At 71.6% G+C, this 22,938-nt stretch carries 19 protein-coding genes; 13 read left to right on the top strand and 6 right to left on the bottom strand.

Features of this window, described 5'->3' with window-relative positions:
• Window positions 1-54 precede the first annotated feature (54 nt).
• Window positions 55-846, top strand: a complete 792-nt coding sequence (locus CRP56_RS35290; RefSeq protein ID WP_097270994.1) for an SDR family NAD(P)-dependent oxidoreductase — start codon at window positions 55-57, stop codon at window positions 844-846.
• 1 nt (window position 847) lies between these two features.
• On the opposite strand, the gene CRP56_RS35285 is transcribed toward CRP56_RS35290, so the two are convergent.
• Window positions 848-3,547: an ATP-binding protein gene (locus CRP56_RS35285; protein ID WP_097270992.1), complete on the bottom strand. Its 2,700-nt coding sequence runs from the start codon at window positions 3,545-3,547 to the stop codon at window positions 848-850.
• Window positions 3,548-3,798: 251 nt separating this feature from the next.
• Between CRP56_RS35285 and CRP56_RS35280 the strand changes: the two genes are divergently transcribed.
• A complete protein-coding gene (locus CRP56_RS35280) occupies window positions 3,799-4,827 on the top strand; it encodes a DUF2510 domain-containing protein (RefSeq protein WP_097270990.1) in 1,029 nt (342 codons plus the stop codon).
• A 164-nt stretch (window positions 4,828-4,991) separates the two neighbouring features.
• Here the strand turns inward: CRP56_RS35280 and CRP56_RS35275 are convergent, their stop codons facing one another.
• Entirely contained in the window at window positions 4,992-5,606 is a 615-nt protein-coding gene (locus tag CRP56_RS35275) for a TetR/AcrR family transcriptional regulator (RefSeq protein ID WP_097270988.1), read from the bottom strand.
• 240 nt (window positions 5,607-5,846) lie between these two features.
• Here CRP56_RS35275 and CRP56_RS35270 point away from each other — a divergent pair, with 240 nt between their 5' ends.
• The gene (locus tag CRP56_RS35270; protein WP_097270986.1) at window positions 5,847-6,650 is read left to right on the top strand and encodes a phosphatase PAP2 family protein; all 804 of its coding nucleotides are present in this window, start codon (window positions 5,847-5,849) and stop codon (window positions 6,648-6,650) included.
• The gene (locus CRP56_RS35265; RefSeq protein ID WP_097270984.1) at window positions 6,647-7,669 is read left to right on the top strand and encodes a hypothetical protein; all 1,023 of its coding nucleotides are present in this window, start codon (window positions 6,647-6,649) and stop codon (window positions 7,667-7,669) included. Before CRP56_RS35270 ends, CRP56_RS35265 begins: the two co-directional genes overlap by 4 nt.
• Window positions 7,670-7,683: 14 nt before the next feature.
• On the opposite strand, the gene CRP56_RS35260 is transcribed toward CRP56_RS35265, so the two are convergent.
• Window positions 7,684-9,738: a phosphocholine-specific phospholipase C gene (locus CRP56_RS35260; protein ID WP_097270982.1), complete on the bottom strand. Its 2,055-nt coding sequence runs from the start codon at window positions 9,736-9,738 to the stop codon at window positions 7,684-7,686.
• Window positions 9,739-10,013: 275 nt separating this feature from the next.
• Between CRP56_RS35260 and CRP56_RS35255 the strand changes: the two genes are divergently transcribed.
• Window positions 10,014-11,351 carry a hypothetical protein gene (locus CRP56_RS35255; RefSeq protein ID WP_097270980.1) on the top strand — a complete coding sequence of 446 codons (1,338 nt, stop codon included), beginning with the start codon at window positions 10,014-10,016 and terminating at the stop codon, window positions 11,349-11,351.
• Here CRP56_RS35255 and CRP56_RS35250 read toward each other — a convergent pair.
• Entirely contained in the window at window positions 11,342-12,679 is a 1,338-nt protein-coding gene (locus tag CRP56_RS35250) for an aminotransferase-like domain-containing protein (protein ID WP_097270977.1), read from the bottom strand. The genes CRP56_RS35255 and CRP56_RS35250 overlap by 10 nt on opposite strands.
• A 98-nt stretch (window positions 12,680-12,777) precedes the next feature.
• On the opposite strand from CRP56_RS35250, the gene CRP56_RS35245 reads away from it, so the two are divergent.
• The 8 genes from CRP56_RS35245 to CRP56_RS35210 all read left to right on the top strand — a co-directional run bounded on the left by CRP56_RS35245 (window position 12,778) and on the right by CRP56_RS35210 (window position 19,198).
• Window positions 12,778-13,401 (top strand): DJ-1/PfpI family protein, encoded by a 624-nt coding sequence (locus CRP56_RS35245; RefSeq protein ID WP_097270975.1) that lies wholly within the window; start codon window positions 12,778-12,780, stop codon window positions 13,399-13,401.
• A gap of 135 nt (window positions 13,402-13,536) precedes the next feature.
• Window positions 13,537-14,610, top strand: a complete 1,074-nt coding sequence (locus tag CRP56_RS35240; protein WP_097270974.1) for an aromatic ring-hydroxylating dioxygenase subunit alpha — start codon at window positions 13,537-13,539, stop codon at window positions 14,608-14,610.
• Window positions 14,607-14,777: a hypothetical protein gene (locus CRP56_RS47780; protein ID WP_097270972.1), complete on the top strand. Its 171-nt coding sequence runs from the start codon at window positions 14,607-14,609 to the stop codon at window positions 14,775-14,777. Before CRP56_RS35240 ends, CRP56_RS47780 begins: the two co-directional genes overlap by 4 nt.
• Window positions 14,770-15,708 (top strand): PDR/VanB family oxidoreductase, encoded by a 939-nt coding sequence (locus CRP56_RS35230; RefSeq protein WP_097270970.1) that lies wholly within the window; start codon window positions 14,770-14,772, stop codon window positions 15,706-15,708. Before CRP56_RS47780 ends, CRP56_RS35230 begins: the two co-directional genes overlap by 8 nt.
• 142 nt (window positions 15,709-15,850) lie before the next feature.
• Entirely contained in the window at window positions 15,851-16,819 is a 969-nt protein-coding gene (locus CRP56_RS35225; protein WP_097270968.1) for an ABC transporter substrate-binding protein, read from the top strand.
• Complete coding sequence (locus tag CRP56_RS35220; protein ID WP_097270967.1) at window positions 16,816-17,589, top strand: ABC transporter permease; 774 nt, start codon at window positions 16,816-16,818, stop codon at window positions 17,587-17,589. The genes CRP56_RS35225 and CRP56_RS35220 overlap by 4 nt, the downstream gene beginning before the upstream one ends.
• Window positions 17,586-18,365 (top strand): ABC transporter permease, encoded by a 780-nt coding sequence (locus tag CRP56_RS35215; RefSeq protein ID WP_097270964.1) that lies wholly within the window; start codon window positions 17,586-17,588, stop codon window positions 18,363-18,365. The genes CRP56_RS35220 and CRP56_RS35215 overlap by 4 nt, the downstream gene beginning before the upstream one ends.
• A 20-nt stretch (window positions 18,366-18,385) precedes the next feature.
• Window positions 18,386-19,198 carry an ABC transporter ATP-binding protein gene (locus CRP56_RS35210; RefSeq protein WP_097270961.1) on the top strand — a complete coding sequence of 271 codons (813 nt, stop codon included), beginning with the start codon at window positions 18,386-18,388 and terminating at the stop codon, window positions 19,196-19,198.
• Here the strand turns inward: CRP56_RS35210 and CRP56_RS35205 are convergent.
• Both CRP56_RS35205 and CRP56_RS35200 read right to left on the bottom strand, forming a co-directional pair.
• The gene (locus CRP56_RS35205) at window positions 19,170-21,308 is read right to left on the bottom strand and encodes a discoidin domain-containing protein (RefSeq protein WP_257041439.1); all 2,139 of its coding nucleotides are present in this window, start codon (window positions 21,306-21,308) and stop codon (window positions 19,170-19,172) included. The genes CRP56_RS35210 and CRP56_RS35205 overlap by 29 nt on opposite strands.
• A 52-nt stretch (window positions 21,309-21,360) precedes the next feature.
• Window positions 21,361-22,926: a glycoside hydrolase family 13 protein gene (locus tag CRP56_RS35200; protein ID WP_097270957.1), complete on the bottom strand. Its 1,566-nt coding sequence runs from the start codon at window positions 22,924-22,926 to the stop codon at window positions 21,361-21,363.
• Window positions 22,927-22,938 lie beyond the last annotated feature (12 nt).

Here is a 22,938-nt window from a genome sequence, read left to right as displayed (position 1 = left end):
CGTACCTTCGCGGGTATCACACACATGCCTCCGCCGTGCGCCTACGGTGGAGGCATGTCGACTGTTCTGATCACCGGCGCCACCTCCGGCCTCGGCCGCTACGTCGCCTTCGAGCTGGTCCGTGCCGGGCATGTGGTCCTCGCCCACGGCCGCGACCCGGGCCGTACCGAGCGACTGGTCGAGGAGCTCCGCACGGAGGGCGACGCCGAGGCGTTCGTCGCCGACCTGTCCTCGCTGGCGCAGGTACGCGAACTGGGCACCCATGTCGCGGACGCGCATCCCGACCTGGACGTGCTGATCAACAACGCGGGTGTGGGCGCCGGTTCACCCGGCGCGGCCCGCGAGCTCAGCGCCGACGGCCATGAACTGCGGCTCGCCGTCAACTACTTGGCGCCGGTGGCCCTGACCCGCGCCCTGCTGCCGACGCTGCGCGCCAACACCCCGGCCCGGATCGTCAACGTGGGTTCGGTGGGCCAGAACCCCGTGGACTTCGACGACATCGAGTTTCGCCGCGGCTACGACGGCTTCGCGGCGTACTGCCGCGCCAAGTTCGCCCTGGCGGCCCATACGTTCGCCCTGGCCGAGGAGTTGGCGGACACGGGCGTCGCGGTGAACGTCCTGCACCCGGCCACGTTCATGGACACGGCGATGGTCCGCGAGGGCGGAGTCGCTCCGTGGAGCACGGTGGCGGACGGTGCCCCGGGCGTACTGGCCCTGGCCACGCAGGAGTTGGGCACGGGCGGCTACTTCGACGGCACGAACAGGGCGAGGGCACACGAGATGACGTACGACAGCGATGTGCAGAAGCGACTGGCGACGGTGACCGATCGGTTGCTCACCCTGTGAGCTAGCGCAGTCCCCGTCCCGTCTCCAAAACCTCCCGCGCCTGCGCCACCAACCCGTCCGCCCCGCACGACCGGGCCAGCGCCAGCCCCCGCTGGATCTCCGCGACCGACCGCGCGGCGATCCCGTACTCCACCCGGGCAGCCGCGTGTTCGTACTGGCAGGGCGAGGCTTCCAGGTAGGTCACCGCCTGTGACAGCAGCCGCACCGCCCGCTGGCCCGTCTCCAGCGCGGCGGCGCACCGCAGTGCCTCGCCGATCGCGGTGTCGGTGCCGAACCGCTCGGCCCGCCGCCGGGCCTCCGTGGCGAGCTGGGCGGCGCGGGCCGGGTCCTGGCCGGCCAGGGCGCGGGCGAGGTCGAGGGCCCAGGGGACCATCACCGGGTTGTGGTGGCCGCGGGCCGCCGCCGCCTTCTCCGCGGCCTCCAGTTCGTTGATGCCGTCCTGGGTGCGGCCCACGGCCAGCAGCAGCCGGCCGCGTACCGAGCGCGGGTCGGGCAGCACGATCGTCGACGGGTAGGGCGGGGCGAAGCCGTACTGCTCGGCGATCGCCCAGGCCGCCTCGACATGGCCACGGGCGAGCAGCGTGTCGACGAGATTGCAGGTGGCCGACCAGTACAACGGCAGCCCGCGGGCGACCCGGTCGGCGATGCGCAACGACTCGCGCAGGGACTCCTCGGCCTCCCGGAGGCGGCCGCGCCTGCGGTGGTTGAAGCCGAGGAAGGCGTGGGCGAGGGCGAGGTGGCCGCCGCTCCAGCCGGCCGTCTCATAGGTGCGCAGCGCGTCGGTGAACATGCTCTCCGCGCGGTCGAGCCGGTCGGTGTAGGTGTACGAGCTGGCCAGCATCATCAGGATCTCCAGGCCCCACTCGGTGTCGGTCCAGCCGAGTCCGGGTGCCAGGCGGCCGTTGACGAGGGCGCGGTCGCTGAGTTCGACGACGACCTCGGCGTTCTCCCCGTGGGTCATGGCGTCGAAGCCGCGCAGGATGAGCAGGGCCCGCTCGGAGTTGTCCCGGCCGGTGCACCGCGAGGCGAGTTCGGCGAGCCGCTCGGAGCGGCCCGGGGAGCCGGCCTCGCCCGCGTGGATGCCCTCCCACATGTACTGCACGGCCTGGAGCCGGAGTCGGGACGGTCCGGGTTCGTGCCGGGCGGCCTCGGCCTCGACCGTGCGGACGGCGTCGTCCAGCTGGTCGTTGTGGATCAGGGCCTGGGAGAGGCGGACGACGGCGTCGACGCGCTCGGCGCCGTCGAGGCCCGGCATGGCGAGCGCGGACTGGAGGTGGTCGACCGTGGTGGCGGGTGCGGTCAGGAGGGTGGCGCAGCCCAGTTCGTAGAGCACGCGCGCGTGGGACTCCGGCCGGGGCGGTTCCAGCAGGGCCCGCTCCAGACACCGGCGGGCCGCGTCGGGCGCGCCGACGGCGAGGTGTTCGCGGGCGGCCTCGCGCAGCTGCTCGACGAGTTCCTCGTCGTCGTCCGGGTGGACCTGGAGGAGGTACCGGGAGGCCATGGCCGCGCCGAGCCCGGAGTCGGTGACGACGCGGGCGGCGATGCCGTGCATCGCGGTGCACAGGGCGGGCGGGATCGAGTTGTAGACGGCGCTGGCGATGAGCGGGTGGACGAACTCCAGGTCGCCGTCCTCCAGGTCGCCGTCGCCGGCCGGGGCGGCGGCGGGGTCGGGTCCGGTCAGGATGCGGGCGCTGCGCAGGAGTTCGGCGCAGCGCACGGCGTCCTCGGTGCTCATGGTGGCGAGCTTGGCGACGAGGCCGACGGAGATGCCGGTGCCGAGGATGGCGGCCGCCCAGGCGAACCGGGTGGCCTCGATGCCGAGGCCTTCGAGCCGGGCGACGAGGCCGCTGCCGCGGGCGGAGCGGTTGAGGGCGCGCAGTTCGGGGGCCTGGGCCTCGACCGGTTCGAGTTCGCTGTCCTGGACCTTGGCGAGGAGTTCGACGGTCTCGTAGGGGTTGCCGCCGGTGACGGCCCACACCTCGCGGCAGAACGGGGCGTCGGCGTGCTCGCCCAGGGTGGCGCGGGTCAGCCGGGCGGTGGCGTCCGGGGTCAGCGCGCTGAGCGTGGTGACGGGGGCGTCCGCGGCGGTGGCGACGGCGTCGAGGTGGCGGGCGCTCTCTCCGCTGACGTCTCCGGGGCGGCGGGCCACCACGACCAGGACGGACAGGTCGTCGAGGCGCTCGACGAACGCGGCGAGCCAGCGCAGCGTCTCCTGGTCGGCCCAGTGGGCGTCGTCGACGAGGAGCACCAGCGGCCAGTCCCGGCGGGCGAGGCGGCGTACGGCGGCCACGAGGCCGTCGCACACGCCCTGCGGGTCGGCATTGCGCTCACCGGGCTCGGTCAGGCCGAGGGCGGGGCCGGCGATGTCGTACCAGTCGCCGAGGTACTCGCGCGCCTCCTCCGGCATCAGGGACACCAGGGCGGGCTGGAGCAGCTGCCGCAGCACGTTGAAGGGGACGGACTTGAGGGTCTCGCCGCCGCGGGCGGACCAGACGGTGCAGCCGCGTGCTTCCGCCATACGTCGTGCCTCGGCCAGCAGCGCGGTCTTGCCGAGTCCGGCCTCGCCCCGGAACATCAGGACGCTGCCCGAGGACGAGCGGTCCGCGCGCAGAGTGCCGATCGCCCGGTCGACGGCGGCGACCTCCTCGTCGCGCTCCCACAGGGCGGCCGAGGCGGCCTGTGCGGGCCGTGCCTCCGTCATCCCGTTACCTCCCCAAGTCGCCCGAACGACGTACGGACCTTGAGCGTAGCCGTCCGATCGGCCCGGTGGAGGGCGGTCGGGGCAGCTGTTCCCTCGACGGGTGACAGCGGGTGCGGGCGGGCGACGCGCCGGGCCTGTGACCTGTGCCCGCTTGTCTATTGACTGTCAGTCAGGAACCTTGTCCTGAACTGACCGGAAATCCATACCGGCCCTCTCATACGACTTTCACCGACGCCTCATACGGTGGGGGCATGACGCAGGTGACTCCTCCCGGTTGGTATCCCGATCCCGGGCAGACAAGTGACGGTCCCGCCACCGAGCGCTGGTGGGACGGCAAGGCATGGACTGACCAGACCCGCCCCGCGGGGTCGGCCGCCGCATGGGGTCCCCCGGCACAGGTCCACGACGCGGTGACGTATCCGGCGTACCCGGCGTATCCGGCCCAGCCGCCGGCCGGCGGGCGGCGGGGGTTGCGGACGGGCATAGCCGTCGCGGTCGCCGTCGCGGTCCTCGCCAGCATCGGCGTGGGCGTGTGGGCGCTGACCAGTGACGACGGCGGGGGCGGCGGCACCGCCAACTCCCAGCAGGGCCCGGGCGGCAACGGCGGCACCGGGGGTGGTCCCGGCGGTCCCGGTGGCCAGGGCGGCGGTCAGGGCGGACCGGGCGGCAACGGCGGGTCCGGGGGCTTCGGGGGTTCCGGGGGCTCTGGAGGCGTGTCGCCCTCGCCGCAGGGTTCGGAGGCGCCGAAGATCGAGAGCGGTGCGGTGTCCGACTCGATCAGCGGGATCAGCATCCCGATCCCGGACGGCTGGTACGGCCAGGAGATCCAGGTCGGCGCGTCGGTCACGTCCGACGCCTCCTACCAGTGCCCCGGCGAGACGTCCAAGACGTGCACGAAGGGCGGCGCCTACTCCGCGCCCGCCTCCGTCCTCGGCCACCAGGACAAGACGGCCGAGGCGGTCGCCAAGGCCGACATCAAGGCCAACGCCGAGGAGTCCTACGGCGGCACGACCTACGGCTCGATCACCTCCCACGACGTGCTCGCCTCCAAGGCGGTGACCGTCGCCGGGCAGAAGGGCTACCTGGTCCGCTGGAAGGCGGTCACCAGCAAGGGCGCCGACGGCTACGTCGAGTCGCTCGCCTTCCCCTCCCCCGCGAACGCGCGGCAGATCGTCGTGGTGCGCTTCGGCGTCGACGTCGGCGAGAAGCAGTCGGTCATCGACGAGATCACCAAGGGGATCAAGGTGTCGACGGGCGGCGGCAGCGGCCAGGACGTCTGAGACGCCCGCCGGACGACAGTCGGCCGGGTGGGGCACCTCTCCGCTCAAGAGGAACCCCACCCGGCCGGGGGGTGCGCGCCGCCCCCGTCCCCACGGTGCGGCGCGAGCAGGTCACCGTCCAGTCATCCCGTGGACGGCGGCCTGGGTCTTCGGGTCCTACGTCCTCATGTCAGGCCCAGCGCGGGCAGCACGACCGCGTCGACGAAGCGGACCAGATAGTCGGGATCGGCGTACTCCCCCTCCACCACGGGCCGCACCCGGATCACCCCGAACAACTGACACGGGATGTACTCCAGCGCCGGCTGGTCGGCGCTGATCTCGCCGCGTTCGACCCCGCGCTGGAGGATCTCGGTCAGCGCGGCGATCTCCGGGTGGACGAGCGCCTCGCGCAGCGCCGTCGCCAGTTCCGCGTCCTGGTTGACGGCGTGCCCGAGCGCCTGGAGCAGCTTGGTGTCGCCCGTCGACCACCGGCCCGCGGCGCGCGCGACCTCGCGCAGATCGCCCGCGAGCGACCCGGTGTCGATGCCCTCGAACTTCGACACCCGCCGGGAGCGCAGCGCGGCCACCACGAACTGGGGCTTGGTCTTCCACTGCCGGTAGAGCGTGGACTTGCTGCAGCGCGTGCTGGCGGCCACGCCGTCCATGGTCACGGCCTCGTAGCCGCACTCCCGGATCTGTTCGAGCACGGCGTCGAAGAACTCCTGCTCACGCTCGCGCGAGATTTTGGAGCGGCGCGAGGCGGCGACCGTCTCCGGTCCGTCCGCGGCCTGCGACGTCATGGGCTCTTCTCCTCGTTTTCGAGTGCGGCTCGAGCGGCCGCGGCCAGAGTGCTGAGGGCTGCTTCCCAGTGTGGCGTATGTCTATCGATACTCGAGTGTACCGGTACTCGACCGTATCGGTACACTGGCGTATCGGTACGCACCCGTATCGATGAGTGGGAACCGAGGAGCGCGATGAATTACGGGCGCTCCAGGAGTCACCAGCTCAGCCCGCACCACCGTCAGCGAAGGGGCCGGGGGATGAATGCCCGCACCGAGCCTTCAGAAGGAGAGACCGAGGCAATAGCCCGGCCTCCGCTCGTCCGTGAGCTCCTGCTCGTCGCAGGGCTCTTCCTCGTCTACAAGTTCGGCCGCCAGCTGGCGGCGGGGCACACCGGCGAGGCCTTCGACAACGCGCACCGCGTGTGGGACCTGGAACGGGCCGTCCATCTGCCCGGCGAGGGCTCGGTGCAGAACCTGCTGCTGCACGGCGACACCCTCGTGCACATCGCGAACACCTACTACGCGACGATCCACTTCCCGGCCACCGCGGCCTTCCTGATCTGGCTCTATATGCGCCGCCCCGGGCACTACGTATGGGCCCGCCGCGTCCTGGCCGCCGTCACCGCCGCCGCCCTGGTGGTGCACCTCGCGTTCCCGCTGGCCCCGCCGCGCATGCTCGCCGCGGCGGGCCTGGTCGACACCGCGAAGGTGTACGGGCCGTCGGTGTACGGCCCGCCGCAGACCGACCACCTCTCGAACCAGTTCGCGGCGATGCCGTCGCTGCACTTCGGCTGGGCCCTGATGGTGGCGATCGGCCTGATCGTGGCGACCAGGTCGCGGTGGCGCTGGCTGTGGCTGCTGCACCCGCTGCTGACCCTGACGGTGATCGTGGGCACCGCCAACCACTACTGGCTCGACGCGATCGTCGCCGCCGCCATGCTCGGCGTCGCGCTCGCGGTGCTCCACCCGCCGCACCGCACCACCACGACCGCCGGACGGGTCCAGGAGAACCCGGCCCCCGTCGAGGAGAAGCAGCACGTCCTGGTCGGAGCGGGCCGATGAGCGCCACCGTCCTCGCCGTCGTCCTGTCCCTGTTCTCCGCCGTCGCCTACGCGGCCGCGGCGGTCGCCCAGGAGCGGCTGGCCGCCCGGGATCCCGGCTCGGGGATGGCCCGGATGATCACCTCGGGCGCCTGGTGGGGGTCGGTCCTGCTGAACGCCTCCGCGGCGCTGCTGCACGTGGTGGCCCTCAAGTACGGTCCGCTCACCGTGGTCCAGCCGCTCGGCGCGCTCACCCTGGTGGCCGCGGTACCGATGGGCGCGCGCGTCGCCGGGCGCCGGGTCAGCGCGACGGAGTGGCGGGGTACGGCGCTCACGCTGCTCGGGCTGGCCGCGATCCTGGTCACGGCCTCCGGGTCGGCGCCCGATGCCGTGCTGAGCACGCCCGAGGCGCTCGCCGTCGCCGGTGTGACGGCCGCGCTGATCGGTCTGCTGGCCCGCAGGGGCGCCCGTCCCGGACTGCGGCACGCGACCGGCTCCGGCTTCGCCTCCGGGGTCGCCTCGGCGCTCACCCAGACGGTGACGGTGGCGGCGACCGACCGCTCGGAGTCGCTGCTGAGCGTGCAGGTCATCGGCGTGGCCCTGCTGGTCGCGGCGTTCGCGGCGGGCGGTCTGCTGCTGTCGCAGGTCGCCTATCGGGGCGGCCTCGGGGCCCCGCTCGCGGTGGTGACCCTGGCGAACCCGGTGGCCGCCGCGGTGATCGGCCTCTCCCTGCTCGGTGAACGCCTCCAGGGCGGCGCCGCGGGCGTCCTGCTGGCGCTGGCCGGAGCGGGCGTGGCGGCCTGGGGTGTGGTGCTGCTGACCCGGGTCACGCCGCAGCCAGCGTCCGCGCCCAGCAAGGTCGTCGCCTCCGGCGGGCCCGCGACCGCCAACGGGGTTGCCGCCGACCCGGTGGCCACCGTCGCCGCCGTCAGCGACCACCCCGTGGCCGCCGTACTGGCTCTGGAGTCCGCGAGGGCGGCGACCGAGCAGGGGCTGCTGCCCCGGCAGCCGAAGCAACCGGGGCATCTCACGTCCCTCTGATCCGGCTGATCCGGCTACTCGGCGATGATCGCCGGGTCGCTCACGCCCGGGAGCCCGTTCTCGACGTGCCCGGCGAAGCCGCGCAGGAACGCGGGGTCGGCGTCGGAGGTGACGGTCAGGTCGTACCAGCGCCGGCTCGCGGCGAGGCCGACCGTGCGCTTGACGGTGGCGCCGGGCCGCACGGTCACGGACGTGGCGGCACCGCCGTACCCGTTGACGATCTTCAGGCGGACGCTCGCGGTCCCCTGGTTGGTGAAGACCAGCTCGACGTCGTCACCGCAGTGCCGCGCGGTGACCTCGGGACCGGCCGTCTTGTTGACGCCCTTGAAGGAGCGCACGAACCCGTTGGGGCCGTGCACGGTCAGGTCGTACGACCCGTTCGAGTACGCCGAGTTCCAGGTGTCGGCGACGGACTTGCCGGCCTCGGTGGTGTAGGTCCAGGGCCCGTCGGTGCGGTTGCCGGACGTGACCAGGAAGCCCGCGCCCGCCTTGGCGCCGGAGGCGAAGGTCAGCGTGAACTTGCCGGCCGCCGCGTCGACGGAACCGTCCACGCGCGGGGCGTACTTCAGCGGGCGGGCCGGGCGCACGCCGCGTTCCTGCTTCGGCAGCACCGGGTGGGCCGGCGGGGTCGGCACGTAGTCGGGGTGGCGCAGCCGGTCCGGCGGCGCGTAGCCGGCGGTGTCCGGGAGGGCGACCGGCTTGGTGTCCGTGCGGGAGAAGTCGAAGGCCGCGGTCAGGTCGCCGCAGACGGTCCGGCGCCAGGGCGAGATGTTCGGCTCGTGCACCCCGAAGCGGCGCTCCATGAACCGGATGATCGAGGTGTGGTCGAGGGTCTCGGAGCAGACGTAACCGCCCTTGCTCCAGGGCGAGACGACGAGCATCGGCACCCGCTGGCCGAGCCCGTAGGGGCCGGCGACATGGCCGCTGTCGCCCTTGAAGAGGTCGAGGGCCGGGTCGACGGTCGACTTGCCCTGCGCGGCGGAGGCCGGTGGGAAGGCCGGGACGACGTGGTCGAAGAAGCCGTCGTTCTCGTCGTACGTGATGAACAGCGCGGTCTTCGCCCACACCTCCGGTACCGAGGTCAGCGCGTCGAGGACCTGGGCGATGTACCAGGCGCCGTAGTTGGCGGGCCAGTTGGGGTGCTCGGTGAAGGCCTCGGGGGCGACGACCCAGGAGATCTTCGGGAGCTTGCCGGCCTTGACGTCGGCGCGCAGCTGGTCGAAGTAGCCCTCGCCCTTGGTGTAGTCGGTGCCGGTGCGGGCCTTGTCGTAGAGCGGGTCGCCGGGCTGGGCGTTGCGGTACTGGTTGAAGTACAGCAGGGAGTTGTCGCCGTAGTTGCCGCGGTAGGCGTCGTTGATCCAGCCCCAGGAACCGGCCGCGTCGAGGCCGTCGCCGACGTCCTGGTAGATCTTCCAGGAGACGCCCGCCTGCTCCAGGCGTTCGGGGTACGTCGTCCAGCCGTAGCCGACCTCGTCGTTGCCGAGGACGGGCCCGCCGCCCTTGCCGTCGTTGCCGGTGTAACCCGTCCACATGTAGTAGCGGTTGGGGTCGGTCGAGCCGATGAACGAGCAGTGGTAGGCGTCGCAGACGGTGAAGGAGTCGGCGAGCGCGTAGTGGAACGGGATGTCCTTGCGTTCCAGGTACGCCATCGTCGTGGAGCCCTTGGACGGCACCCACTTGTCGTACTTGCCGCCCGCGAAGGCCGCGTGGCCGTCGTTCCAGCCGTGCGGGAGGTCCTGGACGAACGCCAGGCCCAGGTCGTCGTGGTCGGGGCGGAACGGCAGGATCTCCTTGCCCGCGCTGTCCTTCTGGTGCCAGACCGACTGGCCGTTCGCCTGCTTGACGGGCCGCGGGTCCCCGAAGCCGCGGACACCGCGCAGCTTGCCGAAGTAGTGGTCGAAGGAGCGGTTCTCCTGCATCAGGACGACGATGTGCTCGACGTCCTCGATCGATCCCGTGCGGTGGTTCGCCGGGAGCGCGGCCGCGCGCTGGATGCTGCTGGACAGCGCGGTGAACGCCGTGGTGGCGCCCGCGACTTGGAGGAATCTGCGCCGATTGACTTCGGGCATGGGTGAGTTCTGCCTCTCATCCTGGGGTGCGGATGGCCGGAACGTGACGGAAGGTGCGCGCAGCGAGTGTTCCAAGAGCACCAAACGTCAGGGAAGGGTCCGGTGACACTGATGTGAAAGTCGCCGGTACGCGAGGTGCTCCGGACAGGCCGCCGCCTCCCGTGACGAACGCCGTGGCCCTGGCCTCCGTCGCCCGAATGGCTTCGCACGGCGTGCCGCCACGCCCGCGGTCGGCGGAAATGGAGCAAGCACGCACCCCGAGCGTTGGAGACCTCATGAGTGGCCCGCCCGAGCCCAGCGGCTCCGCGCCCGCCCCGCAGGACACCACCCCCGCGGACGGCGCCGCCCGGCGCGGCTCCCGGCCTGGGCGGATCGCGCGGAGCACGGGCTCGGCCGTCCTCATCGTGCTGACCTGCCTCCTCGTGCCCGTCGCCCTGCTGACGGTGTGGGTGCACGACATCGCGCTCGACACCGACCGCTACGTCGCCACGGTCAAGCCCCTGGCCACCGACCCGGCCGTCCAGGACGCGGCCGTCCGCCGCATCAGCGCGGCCGCCGACGTACGCGTGGACGGTGACCAGGCCGCCGCGGACATCGCGAGCTGGCTGACCTCGCAGGGTCTGCCGCCCCGTGCCGCCGCGGCCGTACGCAACCTCGGCCCGCAGCTGGACTCCGCCGTCGACAACACGGTGACCAAGATCGCCACCCGGTTCGTCGAGAGCGACCGCTTCGAGAAGGTGTGGACGAACGCCAACCGGGCCGCCCACAACACCGTCGTGCACGCGCTCACCGGCGAGGGCCGCGGTGCCGTCGGGGTCAGCGGCGGCACGGTGACGCTCGACGTCGGCACGGCCGTCGACCGGGTCAAACAGGAACTGGTGGACGCGGGGCTGTCCCCGGCCTCGAAGATCCCCGAGGTCGACAAGCAGATGGTGCTCTTCCACTCCGACCAGCTCGGGAAGATCCGCAAGGGCGCCCATCTGCTGGATGTGATGGGCGACTGGTTCCCCGTGCTCGTCGTGGCCCTCGGCGCGGCCGGGGTGCTGCTGGCCCACCGGCGGCGCCGCGCCCTCGCGCGCACCGCCCTCGGCGCGGCCTTCGCCTGCCTGGTCGTGGCCATCGCCCTGGTCGTCGCCCGCCACTACTACCTGGACCACCTCCCGCCCCAGATCCAGTCCCATGCCGCCGCGGCCGCGGTCTTCGACACCCTGCTGCACTTCCTGCGGGTCAGCCTGCGGACCGGGATCGTGCTCGGCGTCGTCATCGCGCTCGGCGCCTATCTCATCGGCCCCGGGCGGCTCCCCATGGCCGTGCGCAGGACGTCGGAGCGCACCGCGGACTCCGCGGCGACCTGGGCGTACGGCCACCAGGTGCGCACCGGGCGGGCCGGGACCTGGACGCAGGACCACCGGCGGTGGATCACGCTGGCCGCCCTGTTGATCGTGGCGCTGGTCTTCGCCCTATGGAACCGTCCGACCGCGCTGACGATCCTGCTGCTGGTGCTCGTCCTGCTGGCGGTGCTGGCCCTGGTCGCCCTGCTCGCCGCCTCGGGCCGCGCCACGCTGGCCGCCGAACAGGGGACGCCGGCCGGCCGGGACGGGGATCAGCTGTAGGCGTCCTCGACGGCGACTTGTCGCACGGTGCGCAGTGTCGTGCGGAGACGGTCCAGGTCGGTCGAACCCAGGGCGAGGCGGAGCGCCTGGGGTGTGTGGGTCGTGGTGGTGAAGGGCTCCGCGGTGCTCACCGAGATGTGCCGGCGGGCCAGGGTGGCGGTCAGCCGGTCTGCGCGGGCGTCGTCGGGCAACGGCAGCCACACGAAGTACGAGGACGGGTGGCCGACGAGGGGCAGGCCCGCCAGTTCCTGTCGGGCGATCGCCTGGCGGGCCTTGGCGTCCTCCCGCTTCCGCGCCTCCAGGTGGTCGACCGTGCCGTCGTCGAGCCAGCCGCAGGCGATGGCGGTGGTGAGGGCCGGGGTGTTCCAGATGGTGGCCCGGACGGCGCGTTCGAGGGACAGCACCCGGTGCGCGGGGGCGACGACGAAGCCGACGCGGAGGCCGGTGGCGATGTTCTTGGACAGTCCCGTGACGTGGACGGTGATGTCCGGCGCGGTGGCGGCCAGCGGCGGGGGCGGGTCCTCGGCCAGGTAGGCGTAGGAGGCGTCCTCGATGAGGAGCGAGCCGTGCTGCCGGGCGATCTCGATCAGGCGGGTGCGCTCGTCGGCCGGCATGACCCGGCCGAGGGGGTTGTGCAGCGTCGGCATGGTGTAGATCGCGCGGACCGGGCGGCGCGCGCACACCTGGGCGAGGGTGTCGAGGTCCGGCCCGTCGGGGGTGACGGGGATGGGCTCCAGGTCCAGCCGGAAGGCTTCCGCGAGCACCTTGAAGCCCGGGTAGGTGAGGGCGTCGACCGCGACGACGTCACCGGCGCCGAGCGTGGCCATGACGGTGACGGCCAGGCCGTGCTGGGCGCCGTTGACGACGAGGATGTGGTCCGGGTCCGGGTCGAGGCCTCGGCGTCGCACGTGCCGGGCGATGGAGGCCCGGTCCTGGGGGCGTCCGCGATGGGGCTGGTAGCTGAGCAGCGAGTCGAGGTCGCCGGAGCCGGCGAGTCCGCGCAGTGCCTGCCGCAGGAGGTCGGCCTGGCCGGGCAGCGAGGGGTAGTTGAAGTTGAGGTCGACCGCGTCGGTGGCGACGACCTGCAGATCGATGCCGTGTCCGGCGGGCACCGCGATGTCCCGTACGAAGGTGCCGCGGCCCTGTTCCCGGCTGACCAGGCCCATCGCCTCCAGCTCGGCGTACACGCGGGTCGCCGTCACCACGGCGATGCCCTCCCGCGCGGCGAGCCCGCGGTGGGTGGGCAGCCGGGTGCCCGCGGCGAGCCGTCCGGAGCGGATGTCGGACGCGAGCGCGTCGACCAGGGTCTTGTAGCGCGGGGCTGCCATGGGGCGAAGTGTATCCATGACAATTCTTTGACTGTCCTGTTCACGGGTCCCTACGGTCGTGAGCAGCCGGGACCCACTCCTCCGGAAGGACAGCTGCCGTGCACATCGCCATCCTCACCTTCGAGGGCTACAACGAGCTCGACTCCCTGATCGCCCTCGGCGTGCTCAACCGCGTGAAGTCCGACGGATGGCGCGTCACCCTCGCCACCCCGAGCCCCAGGGTGACGTCGATGAACGGCGTGACCATCGAGCAGATGTCGACGCTGGAGGAGGCGTGCGCCGCCGACGCCGTCATCGTCGGCAGCGGCATCGCCACCCGTGAGGTCGTCGAGGACGAGGCGATCATGAGCGTGCTGCGCGGCCTGGACCCCGCCCGCCAGCTCATCGCGGCCCAGTGCTCCGGCGCGCTCGTGCTGGCCAGGCTCGGCCTGCTCCGCTCGATCCCGGCCTGCACCGACCTCACCACCAAGCCGTGGGTCGTCGCCGCCGGGGTCGAGGTGCTCGACCAGCCCTTCTACGCCCAGGCCAACATCGCCACGGCCGGCGGCTGCCTCGCCTCGCCCTACCTCGCCGCCTGGATCATCGCCCGCCTCGAGGGCCAGGACGCCGCGGAGAGCGCGCTGCACTACGTCGCGCCGGTCGGCGAGAAGGAGGAGTACGTCGAGCGCGCCCGACGCGCCATCACTCCGTACCTGCCGACCCTCGCGCCGGCGACGGCCTGAGACATCGGGCTGGGCGGATCCCTCCCCCTCAACAGGCCTTCTCCACCGCTCCTTCCGTGAGACGGAAGCCGTATTGCGCCCCCGCGACGCCCTTCCCGACGATGACACCGTCACCGACCGACGGGAGCCGCAACGATGCCGCACACCACCGCCTTCGCCCGCAACCAGTGGTACGTCGCCGCCTACAGCCATGAGGTGGGGCGCGAGGAACTGCTGGGCCGCACGATCCTCGGTGAACCGCTCGTCTTCTACCGCACCGAGGAGGACGGGACGCCCGTCGCGCTCGCCGACCGGTGCGTGCACCGCCGCTACCCGCTGCACGAGAAGCCCAGCCGGCTCGACGGCGACCGACTCGTGTGCGGGTACCACGGGTTCACGTACGACACCAGCGGCACGTGTGTGTACGTGCCGGGTCAGAAGCGTGTTCCGCGTACGGCCCGCGTCGCCTCGTACCCGATCGTCGAGCAGGACTCGCTGATCTGGGTGTGGATCGGCGACCCGGCGCTCGCCGACGCCGGCACCATCCCGCGGGCCCGGCACCTCGACTCCCCCGGCTGGGTCACCGTGCGCGGCATGGAGCCCATCGACGCCGACTACGGCCTCCTCGTCGACAACCTCCTCGACCTCTCCCACGAGACGTATCTGCACGGCGGGTACATCGGCACCCCGGAGGTCGCCGAGACGCCGATCACGACGGAGGTCGACGAGGGCGCGGGAATCGTCCGGGTCAGCCGGCACATGGACGACGCCGACTGCCCGCCGTTCTACGCCAAGTCCACCGGGATATCGGGGCGGATCACGCGCTGGCAGGACATCGAGTACCACGCGCCCTGCCTCTATCTGCTGCACAGCCGCGTCGCACCGGTCGGCGTGGTACCCGAGGCGGACGGCAGCGACCCGGGCGGCTTCCACACCGAGATCACCTACGCCATCACCCCGTCCGAGGACGGCAAGGTGTACGACTTCTGGGCGGTCTCGCGGGACTGGGCGACGGACGACGCCGAGGTCACCGAGTTCCTGCGGGGCAACAACCACACCGTCGTCATGCAGGACGTCGACGCCCTCAACCTGCTGCAGAGGACGCTCGGTTCGGAGCGTACGGGGTACCAGGAGCTCAGCATCAACATCGACACCGGCGGCCTCGCCGCCCGCCGTATCCTCGCCCGGCTGGTCGAGGAGGGCGACAAGCCCGTGGAGAAGGTCCTGTGAGCAACACCCCGACCGGCGAGATCTACCGCATCGACTGGCTGCCGGGCACGGACGTCCTGCACGGCACCTGTCACTGCGGCCGCGAGCACACCGCGCAGGACCCGATCGAGATGTGGGAGTGGATGCTGGCCCACCCGCAGGGGCACGAGGTGGCGACAGATGACTGACGTGCACGAGACCGAACTCGTCGTCGAGCGAAGGGAGTTCGCCGCCGACGGAGTGCTCGCCCTCACTCTGCGCCACCCGCTCGGCGAACCGCTCCCGGCCTGGGAGCCCGGCGCCCATGTCGACGTCCTTCTCGGTCCTGGCCTGGAGCGCCAGTACTCCCTGTGCGGTGACCCGTCCGACGGCACCAGCTGGCGGATCGCCGTGCTGCGCGAGCCGGCCGGGCGCGGCGGATCGGCCCATGTGCACGAGCAGTTGGGGCAGGGCGACAAGGTGCGGGTGCGCGGGCCGCGCAACCACTTCGCCCTCAGGCCCGCCCCCCGCTACCGCTTCATCGCGGGCGGCATCGGCATCACCCCGATCCTGCCGATGCTGGCGGCGGCGGAGGCCGCCGGGGCGGAATGGTCGCTGCTCTACGGCGGCCGGACGCGTCAATCCATGGCGTTCACCGAGGAGTTGAGCCGCTACGGCGATCGCGTCACCGTCGCTCCCCAGGACGAATCCGGTCTCCTCGACCTCGCCTCAGTGCTCGACGGCGTTCCCGAGGACACGCTCGTCTACTGCTGCGGACCCGGGCCGCTCCTGGACGCCGTGCAGGCACGCTGCCCGGCCGGGCTGCTGCACCTGGAGCGGTTCACGCCGAAGGAGCAGGAGACCGGCGAGGACACGGAGTTCGAGGTCGAGCTGGCCCGGAGCGGCCGGACCGTGACCGTCCCGGCGGACGTCTCGGTGCTCGACGCCGTGCGCGCCGCCGGTGTGGAGGTGCTGTACTCCTGCACCGAGGGCACCTGCGGGACGTGCGAGACCGACGTCCTCGACGGCACCCCGGACCACCGGGACTCGGTGCTCACGGACGAGGAGCAGGAGGCCGGGGAGACGATGATGATCTGTGTGTCCCGGTGCCGGGGACGGCGGCTCGTCCTCGACCTGTAGGGGTCCGTCCGGCGCAAGTGTCAACAATATTGTCAGCCGAAGGCATTGACCAAGGCGGCGCAAGACTCTACTTTCGCGCAGTGCACCACTGTGCGCCACGCGCACAACCTGTCGGAACAACGAAGTCTGCACAGGAGGAGCCATGCGTCGCCTGCTCGCCGCCGCCGCGGCTGGAGCATTCCTCGTCACCGTGACGGCCTGTGGCTCGTCCGACGGATCCGGATCCTCGGACAGTTCGTCATCCGGCGGGACCACCGAAGTGAAGGTCGGGGTCATACCGATCGTCGATGTCGCCCCGCTGTATCTGGGCCAGAAGAAGGGCTTCTTCAAGAAGCAGGGCCTGGAACTGGAGATGACTCTCGCGCAGGGCGGCGCGGCGATCGTGCCCGGCGTGGCCAGCGGTCAGTTCTCGTTCGGCTTCTCCAACTCGACGTCGCTGATGGTCGCCCAGTCCAACAACGTGCCGGTGAAGGTCGTCACCAACGGCATCGCGTCAACGGGCGTGCAGGGCAAGGACTTCGGCGCACTCGTCGTCAAGGGTGACAGCCCGCTCAAGTCGGCCGACCAGTTGGAGGGCAAGAAGGTCGCGATCAACACCCTGAAGAACATCAACGAGACCGCGGTGCGCGAGTCGGTGCGCAAGGCGGGCGGCGACCCGGACAAGGTCAGGTTCGTCGAGCTCGCCTTCGACCAGATGCCGGCCGCGCTCGACGGCGGGCAGATCGACGCGGCGATGGTCGTCGAACCGGCGCTGGCCACGGTGAAGAGCCAGGGCGGCCGGGAGATCGCCTCGCCGCTGGTCGACGTCGCCCCGAACCTGACCGTGGCGATGTACTTCACCTCCACGTCGTACGCATCCCAACACCCGGACGTCGTCAAGAAGTTCAAGGCGGCCGCGGCCGAGTCGCTCGCGTACGCCGACGCCCACCCGGACGAGGCCCGCGCGATCGTGACGACGTACACGAAGATCCCGGCGGCCGTGCTGGCGAAGGTCACCCTGCCCGCCTGGCCCGCCGAACCGGACCGCGCCTCGCTGGACGCGCTGGAGAAGCTCGGCCAGGACGACGGCCTCTTCAAGACGTCCCCCGACCTCGACAAGCTGCTGCCGTGAAGGGACAGAACCTCGCACTCGGTGCGGCCGGGCTCGCGGTCTTCCTCGCGCTGGGTGAGGTGGTGCCGCGGCTCGGGCTGGTCAAGGAGGCCTACTTCCCGCCCGCCAGCCGGATCGCCGACGCGCTGGCCGACGAACTCTCCGACGGCACCTTCTGGACGGCCCTCGGCGACACCCTCACCGGCTGGGGACTGGGCCTGCTGATCGCCTCGACCGCCGGCATCGTGGCGGGCGTCGTCATCTCGGTGGTCCCGTACCTGAGGGACGCCACCGCCTCCACCATCGAGTTCCTGCGCCCCATCCCGTCGGTCGCGCTGATCCCGCTGGCCGTCCTGCTGTACGGCACCGAACTGAGGTCGGTGCTCCTCCTCGTCGTGTACGCCTCCTTCTGGCAGGTGCTGATCCAGGTCCTGTACGGCGTCCAGGACGTCGACCCGGTCGCCGAGGAGACGGCACGGTCGTACGGGCTCGGCACCTGGGCCCGGGTCCGCCATGTGCTGTGGCCGACCGCGCTGCCGTACGTCATGACCGGCGTACGGCTCGCGGCGGCCGTCGCGCTGATCCTCGCCGTGACCGCCGAACTCGTCATCGGCGCACCGGGGTTGGGGCAGCGGATCGCGGTCGCGCAGAACTCCCAGGCGGTACCCGAGATGTACGCTCTCGTCGTGGTCACCGGCCTGCTGGGCCTGCTCATCAACGTGGGTGCCCGCACGGTGGAGCGGCGGGCGCTGGCCTGGCACCAGTCGGTGCGCGGGGAGGTGGCGGTGTGAGGCGCGTCCTGCTGCGGGTCTTCTTCGTGCTCGCGCTGCCCGTACTCCTGGTCGGCGTCTGGTGGTTGGCCTCGGACGGCAGCACCAACGTGTTCTGGCCGCCGCTGCGGACCATCCTCAAGACCTTCCCGGACGTCTGGACGGCCGACCGCCTCAAGGACGACGTCCTGCCCAGTCTGCTGCGCCTGACGGCCGGTTACGCCTGCGCCGCGGTCGTGGGGGTCGCGATCGGCACGGTCATCGGCTCGTACCGGAGGGTGCGGGCGTTCTGCGAGCCGGTGCTGGAGTTCCTGCGGGCGGTGCCTCCTCCCGTGCTGGTGCCGGTCATCATGCTGTTCGCCGGCATCGGCGACACCATGAAGATCGCCGTGATCGCCAGCGGCTGCGTCTGGCCGGTCCTCCTCAACACCGTGGAGGGCGTACGGGCGGTGGACCCGGTGATGGCGGAGACGGCGCGGTCGTACGGCATCTCCGGCGTCGCCCGGCTCAAGGACGTGGTGCTGCGCTCGGCGAGCCCGCAGATCTTCGCGGGGCTCCGCCAGGCGCTGTCGATCGGCATCATCCTGATGGTCATCAGCGAGATGTTCGCCGCCAGCAACGGCATCGGCTTCACCGTCGTGCAGTTCCAGCGGAGTTTCGCGATCCCCGACATGTGGACCGGCATCCTGGTCCTCGGTCTGCTCGGCTTCCTCCTCTCCGTGGTCTTCCAGGTGGTCGAGCGGCGGGTGCTCGGCTGGTACCACGGTCTGCGGGCCTCGGCCCGGCGGTCCCCGTGACCCTCATGAAAGGGCGGTCCATGCACGCACTGGTCGTATCCGGCCTGCAGAAGGTCTACGAGGGGTCAGGGCGCCGGGTGGAGGCGGTCCGCGACCTCACCTTCACCGTCGAGGCGGGCGAACTCGTCTGTCTCGTCGGCCCGTCGGGCTGCGGCAAGACGACGCTGCTGAAGTGCATGGGCGGACTGCTCACCCCGACCGCCGGCGAAGTCCGCCTCGCCGGGGAGAAGGTGAACGGCCCGCCGCCGGGGATGGCGTTCGTCTTCCAGGAGTACGGTCGCAGCCTCTTCCCGTGGATGCGGGTCGGCGAGAACGTCGAACTCCCGCTGAAGCAGAAGGGGTTGAGCAAGGCGCGGCGCCGGGAGCTGGTCTCCGACGCGCTGGCGTCGGTCGGCCTCGCGGATGCCGCCGGGGCCTATCCCTGGCAGCTCTCGGGCGGCATGCAGCAGCGGGTCGCGATCGCCCGGGCGCTGGCGTACGAGCCCCAGGTGCTGCTGATGGACGAGCCGTTCGCGGCCGTGGACGCCCAGACCAGGGCCGATCTGGAGGATCTCGTACGAGGGCTGTGGCGGGAGCGCGGGATCACGATCCTGTTCGTCACCCATGACATCGACGAGGCCGTGTATCTGGGCCAGCGGGTGATCGTGCTCTCCGCCTCCCCGACCGTCGTGCAGGAGCAGCTCAAGGTCGATCTGCCGGACGAGCGCGACCAGTTGCACACCCGGGTGGCCCCGCGCTTCGCCGAGCTGCGGACCCATGTGTACGAGCAGATCCAGTCGGCGAAGCGCGGGACGTCCTCCCTCGCTAAGACAGATAGGCCTCCACTTCACTGAACTGGCCTGCGGGCCAGCCGGTGTTGGCGCTCACCGACAGGCGCAGATAGCGCAGGTTCGTGCCGCTCGGCAGGGTGACCGTGGCGGTGTTGCCGGTGGCCGGGTCGAAGCGGTAGCCGGTCGCGCCGACGACCGTGGCATAGGCGGAGCCGTCGGTGCTGCCCAGCACGGTGATGGTCTGCGTACGCGCGCCCCAGGCCGCGGACGGCGGCAGCTTCAGCACGAGGCGCCGGACCGCCTCCGCCGATCCGAGGTCGACGGTCCAGGACTGCGGGAAGGCGTTGTTGGTGGACTCCCAGTAGCTGTTCGCGTCGCCGTCGACCGCCTTGCCGGGTGTGTAGACGTCCTGGGAGCCGGTCGCGGTGGCCGGGCGGCCCTTGGCGAGGTTGCGGGTCGGGTCCGGGGCCGGGTTGCCCTGCCCGGGCTGCGGCCAGGTCGAGCAGTCGGACCAGGTACTGCTCCAGCCGGAGTTGCCGCCGCCGTCGGTGAGCGCGAAGGTGCCGGAGCTCGCCGGGTAGGGGCAGTTGTAGACGCCGGCCGAGCCTACCGAGGTCGCCGTGACGTTGCGGAAGGTGGCGGCACCCTGGGCCTCCGCCTGGACGACGACCGTGCCGGTGTTGCGGACGGTCGCGCCGTCGACGGTGACGTTGCGGACCGGGTGTCCCTGTCCGCCTCCGGAGACGAACTCGAAGGCGCTGTACGGGCTGTCGGTGATGGTGGTGTTGGTGATGTTGACGGTGGCGTTGACGGCGCTGTCGTAGGAGTCGACGCGCAGGGCGCCCATCGGGTGGTTCCAGTTGGGGTTCATCGCGCCGGTGCGGACGAGGGTGTTGCCGTCGACCGTGATCGTGCCCGCGAGGGGTGAGAAGGGGTCGAGGAACTTCTGGTTGGAGATCGCGATGCCGCTGCCGAGGGCGTTGGTGTCGGAGACCAGGTTGTTCTTCACGGCGATGTCGGTGCCGCCGTAGATCGCGATGCCGTTGGCCAGGTTCGGCTGGCTGATGGTGTTGTTCTCGAAGCTGCTGTTGGTGTCCGGCGCGTACAGCGACCACATGGCGAGCGCGTCGTCGCCCTGGTTGCGCAGGAAGTTGTTCCGGACGCGGACGCCACGGGCGTTGCCGTTGAGGTTGAGACCGTCGGCGGTGGTGTCGAGGAAGCGGTTGTTCTCGACGACGAGGTTGTCGTTGTTGCCCATCAGCCAGAGGCCGACCTTGAGGTGCTGGAGCCACATCCCGGAGACCGAACTGCCGGGTCCCAGCGCGCCGTTGACAAAGTTGTCCGGGTTGGAGTCGACGCGTTCGGTGACCTCGCCGATGACCGCGAAGTCCTTGATGTGGACGCCGCCGGACGAGCCGGCCTGGTCGATGAAGCGGGAGGTGTGCACGACGGTGTGCCAGCTTCCGGCCCCTTGCAGGGTGACGTTCTGCACCCCGCTCAGCGCGGACGTCAGCTTGTAGTCGCCGGGCGGGATCCACACCACTCCCCCTTGCGCGGCGGAGATGGCGTCCCGGAAGGCCTGCGTGGAGTCGCCGTTGCCGCTGGGGTCGGCGCCCTTGGAGGTGACGGAGACGGACCCGGCGGGCTGGGTGGCAGCGGCGGCGACCTGCTCGAAGTCGGCGACGTCCACGGTGACCTGGGTGCCCGTGGCCTGGAAGGCGACCTTGTCGCCCGCCTGGACGTTCTGGCCGAGCAACAGGCGGGCGTTGTCGAAGAAATGGTGCTGCTTGGCGCCGGGGATCCAACTCGTGTCGATGTACGAGTACTTGGAGGTGACGGGCAGGGTCCTGGCGAGCTTGGTGCCGTTGACGTACACGTCGAGCGAGCCGGACTGACCGTCGGGGACGCTGTAGGCGAGGTTCACGGCGTTGGCCGCGCGCGGCACGGTGAACTCGACGCGCTGGCCGGAGGTCAGTCGTACCGCCTGCCGCCCGGACGCCTCGGAGGCGAGGGTGCCCTGTGTGTAGTCGGGGCCGATCTTCGTGCCGGTGCTCGTCGCGGACTCGGCCTCGACCGAGGTGAAGGGGAGGGAGGCGCCCGAGGCTGCGTGGGCGGTGGGGGTGGTGGCGGTGAGGAGGCCGGCGGAAAGGGCCGTGATCACCAACACTGGCATGCCCCTGACAGTTCTCTGCATGTGCTGATCCCTTCTCGGTGGGGGTGGGGGTTCAGGCTCGGAGCCAGACCGCGACGTCCTTCGGAAGGCGTCCGGCGGAGTCCAGCGGACCGCTGCCGAGGAGAAGCGCACTGTGCGCCGGCAGTTCGGCCGGGGTGTCGGCGAGGTTCACCACGCACAGCACGCCCTCCGCGCGGGCGAAGGCGAGCACGCCGTCCGGCGCGGGCAGCCAGGTGAGCGGGCCGTCGCCGAACTCCGGCCGGAGTCTGATCGCCTCGCGGTACAGGGTGAGCATCGAGCCGGGGTCACCGGACTGGCGGTCGGCCGCGTAGGCCGGCCAGTCGTCGGGCTGCGGCAGCCAGGGATCGCCCCCGAACCCGGCGTGGGGCGCCTCGGCCGCCCACGGCAGCGGCACCCGGCACCCGTCCCGCCCCGGGTCCGAGCCGCCCGACCGGAAGTGCATGGGGTCCTCGATCCGGTCGCGGGGGACGTCCACCTCGGGCAGCCCCAGCTCTTCGCCCTGGTAGACGTAGACGGCGCCGGGCAGGGCCAGCGACAGCAGGGCGGCCGCGCGGGCCCGCCGGGTGCCGAGGGCGAGGTCGGTCGGGGTGCCGAAGGCCTTGGTGGCGAAGTCGAAGCCGGTGTCGGCGCGGCCGTAGCGGGTGACCGTACGGGTCACGTCGTGGTTGCACAGCACCCAGGTGGCGGGGGCGCCGACCGGGGCGTGCTCGGCGAGGGTCTCGTCGATGGCCGTGCGCAGCCGTCCGGCGTCCCAGGGGCAGGTCATGAAGGCGAAGTTGAAGGCGGTGTGGAGTTCGTCGGGGCGCAGATAGCGGGTGAAACGCTCGGTGTCGGGGAGCCACACCTCGCCGACGAAGATCCCGTCGTACTCGTCGGCGATCTTCCGCCAGGAGCGGTAGACGGTGTGGAGTTCGTCGCGGTCGACGTACGGGTGCGGGTCGCGGCCCTGGACGAAGTCCGGCAGGCGGGGGTCCTTGACGAGGAGGGCGGCCGAATCGATGCGGACGCCGGCGACGCCGCGCTCGAACCAGAAGCGCAGGATGTCCTCGTGCTCCTGGCGGACGGCGGGGTGAGCCCAGTTGAGGTCGGGCTGTTCGGGGGCGAAGAGGTGCAGGTACCAGTCGCCGTCGTCGAGCCGGGTCCAGGCGGGCCCGCCGAACTCCGATCGCCAGTCGTTGGGCGGCAGTTGGCCGTCGGCGCCGCGTCCGGGGCGGAAGTGGAACAGCTCTCGCTCGGGGCCGCCCGCCCGTGCCGCCCGGAACCAGGGGTGCTGGTCGGAGACGTGGTTGGGCACGATGTCGACGATGGTCCTGATGCCGAGTTCCCGGGCCTCCGCGATCAGCTTCTCGGCCTCGGCGAGGGTGCCGAAGGCCGGGTCGATCGCGCGGTAGTCGGCGACGTCGTAGCCGCCGTCCTTCAGCGGTGAGAGGTACCAGGGGGTGAACCAGAGCGCGTCCACCCCGAGTTCGGCGAGGTACGGCAGCCGGGCCCGCACCCCGGCGAGGTCGCCGGTGCCGTCTGCGTCGCCGTCGGCGAAGCTGCGGACGTAGACCTGGTAGATGACGGCGGAGCGCCACCAGTCCGTGGGCTGTCCCACTGGGGGTTCCCT

This window comes from Streptomyces sp. TLI_55 (assembly GCF_900206255.1).
GTDB lineage: Bacteria > Actinomycetota > Actinomycetes > Streptomycetales > Streptomycetaceae > Streptomyces > Streptomyces aquilus.
The sequence above is the reverse complement of the archived record's forward strand: the minus strand, read 5'-3'. Positions and strand labels throughout refer to the sequence as shown.